The 3,831-nt window shown below is 30.3% G+C and carries 4 protein-coding genes; all 4 read left to right on the plus strand.

What is annotated here, in order from left to right; all coding sequences use genetic code 11:
- Positions 1–651, plus strand: a 651-nt coding sequence (locus tag GXZ93_02195; protein HHT78595.1) for a UDP-glucose/GDP-mannose dehydrogenase family protein, incomplete at its 5' end; no start/stop codon positions are given.
- 1 nt (position 652) lies between these two features.
- On the plus strand, positions 653–1,588 hold the full coding sequence (locus tag GXZ93_02200; protein ID HHT78596.1) for an SDR family oxidoreductase: 936 nt from the start codon (positions 653–655) through the stop codon (positions 1,586–1,588).
- Between the two features lie 50 nt (positions 1,589–1,638).
- Positions 1,639–2,364 (plus strand): glycosyltransferase family 2 protein, encoded by a 726-nt coding sequence (locus tag GXZ93_02205; protein HHT78597.1) that lies wholly within the window; start codon positions 1,639–1,641, stop codon positions 2,362–2,364.
- A 71-nt stretch (positions 2,365–2,435) separates the two neighbouring features.
- Positions 2,436–3,831 (plus strand): YfhO family protein (locus tag GXZ93_02210; GenBank protein ID HHT78598.1); only part of this gene is annotated, 1,396 nt, incomplete at its 3' end.

Raw genomic sequence — 3,831 nt, forward strand, 5'->3', positions numbered from 1 at the left:
AAAATCTCTTTTATAAACGAGATAGCAAATATATGTGAAAAAGTAGGGGCAGATATTTTAATGGTTGCAAAAGGAATAGGGCTTGATTCAAGAATAGGTCCGAAATTCCTAAATGCAGGCATCGGATGGGGAGGCTCTTGCTTTCCAAAAGATGTTTCAGCTCTTGCTTATATAGCTAATGAATACGGCATGACTCCCCAGATTCTAAACTCTGTTATAAATGTTAATAAAGAACAAAGACTTAAAATAGTGAAAAAAGTGCAGGATGAATTAAAAATAGTTAAAGGGAAAACCATTGCAGTGCTTGGGATAGCTTTTAAACCTGATACGGATGATACAAGAGAAGCTCCTTCAATTTCCATAATGAATAGTCTTGTAAATCTTGGTGCAAAAATAAAGGCATATGATCCCATAGTTAAATCCAGACCAGATACTCTAAGTGAAAAAGTTGAGATGGTTGAAGATATGTACTCAGCTATTGATAATTCAGACCTTGTTATACTTGCAACTGAATGGAATGAATTCAAAAAACTGGATTTTATAAAAGCCAAATCCATGATGTCGCATAATATTTTTATTGACGGAAGAAATATGTTTGATAAGAAGGCTTTGGAGGATATCGGTTTTAGATATATAGGCATAGGAAGATAAAATGAAAAACAAAAAAACAGCCCTTGTGACTGGCGGTGCAGGTTTTATTGGAAGCCATATATGTGATTTTCTTATTGAAAATAAATATAAAGTTATCTGTATGGATAACCTGATAACCGGTTCTTTAAGAAATATTGATCATATAACAGATGATGATTTTATATTTATCAATCATAATATTACTGATGAAATAAATATACCCGGACCTGTTGATTTGATTTTTCATTTTGCATCTCCTGCAAGTCCTATTGACTATCTGCAGCTTCCAATACAGACATTGAAAGTTGGCGCAATTGGAACACATAATGTTCTGGGTCTTACCAAAGCAAAGAGAGCAAAAATGATACTGGCATCTACTTCAGAAGTTTATGGAGATCCAAAAATACATCCTCAGACTGAAGAATACTGGGGAAATGTTAATCCTGTAGGACCAAGAGGAGTCTATGACGAAGCTAAAAGATTTGCCGAAGCTCTTGTCATGGCTTATCACAGGCAGCAGGGTCTTGATACCCATATAGTAAGGATTTTTAACACTTATGGCCCGAGGATGAGAAAAAATGATGGCAGGGCGATTCCTGCTTTCATTAGCCAGGCACTTAAAAATAAAGAAATAACTGTTTTTGGAAATGGAAAGCAAACAAGAAGTTTTTGTTATATAAGTGATCAGATTAACGGTATTTTCAGACTTATTAACTCTGATTATCATTTTCCAGTTAATATCGGAAATCCTGATGAAATGACAATACTGGAGCTGGCTGAAAAAATAAAAGAAGTTTGCAACAGCAGTAGTAAGATTGTTTATCATGAGCTTCCGGTTGATGATCCTATGGTAAGACGTCCAGATATTAGCAAAGCAGAGAAGATATTAAACTGGAAACCTGAAGTCAATTTTGAAGAGGGTATTGAAAAAACAATAGAATGGTTTAGAAATAATTAATTTTAAGTCTTAAATATATTATAAGAAAAATAAGAAAAATAAGAAGAATTATGAATGAGGAAACAAAAAAAGATAAAAAATTATCAATAGTAATACCTTGTTATAACGAATACAGAACAATAGAAAATATTGTCAATAAGGTATTATTAGTGGATTTAAACGGCATTGAAAAAGAAATTATTGTAGTGGATGATGGTTCGAAAAATAAGACCATTGAAGTTCTCAAAGAAAAGATTGAGCCGATGGTGTCAAAAGTAATTTATAAATCAAAAAATGAAGGAAAAGGGGCCGCATTAAGAACCGGATTTGAAAACATTACCGGTGATTATGTTATTGTACAGGATGCAGACCTTGAATATGATCCTGAAGAATATAATATTTTGTTAAAACCCATGTTGGATGGATTTGCAGATGTGGTTTATGGCTCAAGATTTATAGGAGGCAGACCACACAGGATTTTATTTTACTGGCATTCAAGAGGAAATAGATTTCTTACAAATTTTTCAAATATGTTTACCAATCTGAATCTTACAGATATGGAAACCTGCTATAAATTGTTTAAGGCAGAAATTATAAAAAAAGTAAAAATTACTGAAAACCGATTTGGTTTTGAGCCGGAAATAACTGCAAAAGTTGCCAGGCTAGGATGCCGTATATATGAAGTCGGTATATCATATTATGGCAGAACCTACCAGGAAGGTAAAAAGATAAACTGGAAAGATGGATTCAGAGCAATTTTTGTAATTTTAAAATATGGATTATTTAAAATGAAATAATCCATATTAATAGACCATATAAGACAGAGGTTTTATTGCTTTATAACAAGCATAATTATAAGCTTAACATTTTGTCAAAAAATAAATTAGAACCCTTATTATTTCTTTGCTATCTTGCACTTCCTTTTATCTTTTTTAAAGATTCTTTAAATATTAATTCTGTGATACTGGGGACAGGAGATACTACTGCAATAATATTACCTTTAAGAGAACTAATAACAAATTTAATTAAAAACGGAGAAATGCCTTTTTGGAATATTTTTAATTTCAGCGGCTATCCTTTATTAGCCTATAATGAGGCCGGGCTTTTTTATCCGGTTACAATGATTTTAAACTTATTATTTCCTGTCCATCTTGCTCATAATTTATCAATATTGCTGCATTATTCGCTGGCAGGAATATTCATGCACCTTTTCTTAAAAGAATACAAGCTAAATATTTTTTCAATTTTTACCGGTAGTATCATTTTTATGTTCAGCGGAATAACTATTACTCACAGAAGCCATCCAAATATTTTATATACTTTGGTATGGTTGCCATTGATTCTGTTTTTTTTAATTAAATACAGGCGCAGCAAAGATTTAAATTTTTTATTTATATGCAGCATATTTTATTCAATATCTTTTTTTGCAGGACATGCGCAAATATTTGTTTATTTATCCTTTGTAGTTTTAATTTTCATAACATTTTATGCACTAATTTATGAAGGTAAAAAAGGATTATTTTTTTTAAGAGCTCTCTCTATTTTTATAATTTGTATTTTGATTGTTTCTATTCAGCTTACACCTACTATTGAGCTTATGCTTAACAGTACAAGAAGCTCGATATCTTATGAATATTTTTCTTCTTTTTCTTTCGATTTTAAATTAATTCCAATTTTAGTATTCCCATATATTTATGGAAATACATTTTTCCAATACCAGGATGTTCCCAGTTATTTTGGTCCATGGAATTATAATGAAATGGTGATATATTTTGGCGTTGCTACAATACCTTTATTGATAATAGGTTTATTTTCGAAAAATAAACATAAGTTTTTATGGATTTTTATCTTGATTATTTCTTTTATTCTTGTTCTTGGCGATAAAACTCCTATATATAAATTCTTTTTCCATATTCCTGTTTACAATAAATTTAGGGTTCCTACAAGAAACTGGTTTGAATTTGGGTTTAGTTTTTCAATTCTTTCTGCATTCGGTATGGAATATATGGTTGCTAATTCCAGAGAAAAATTAACAAGGAATATTGTTAAGGTTATTATTTTAATTTTTTCAAGTTTGTTGGCTATTACAATATTTTTTGTAGTTAAGGGAAAATATTTATTAAAAGAAAAAATGGTTTCAGAATTATTCCGGAATTTAAAAATAACTAACTATTCAATCTTTGTTCCACTAATACTAATATTTTTAACAGTTATCATTCTTTCACTTTTTCTCAAATATAATAAAAAAATTCTATATGTTGTTT

It is taken from the genome of Actinomycetota bacterium, from assembly GCA_012837825.1.
In the GTDB taxonomy this organism is placed as follows: domain Bacteria; phylum Actinomycetota; class Humimicrobiia; order Humimicrobiales; family Humimicrobiaceae; genus Humimicrobium.

Excerpts from the sequence above, each read along its gene's own strand:
- GXZ93_02200 (HHT78596.1), top strand. The coding sequence starts at position 653 with ATGAAAAACAAAAAAACAGCCCTTGTGACTGGCGGTGCAGGTTTTATT.
- GXZ93_02205 (HHT78597.1), top strand. The coding sequence starts at position 1,639 with ATGAATGAGGAAACAAAAAAAGATAAAAAATTATCAATAGTAATACCT.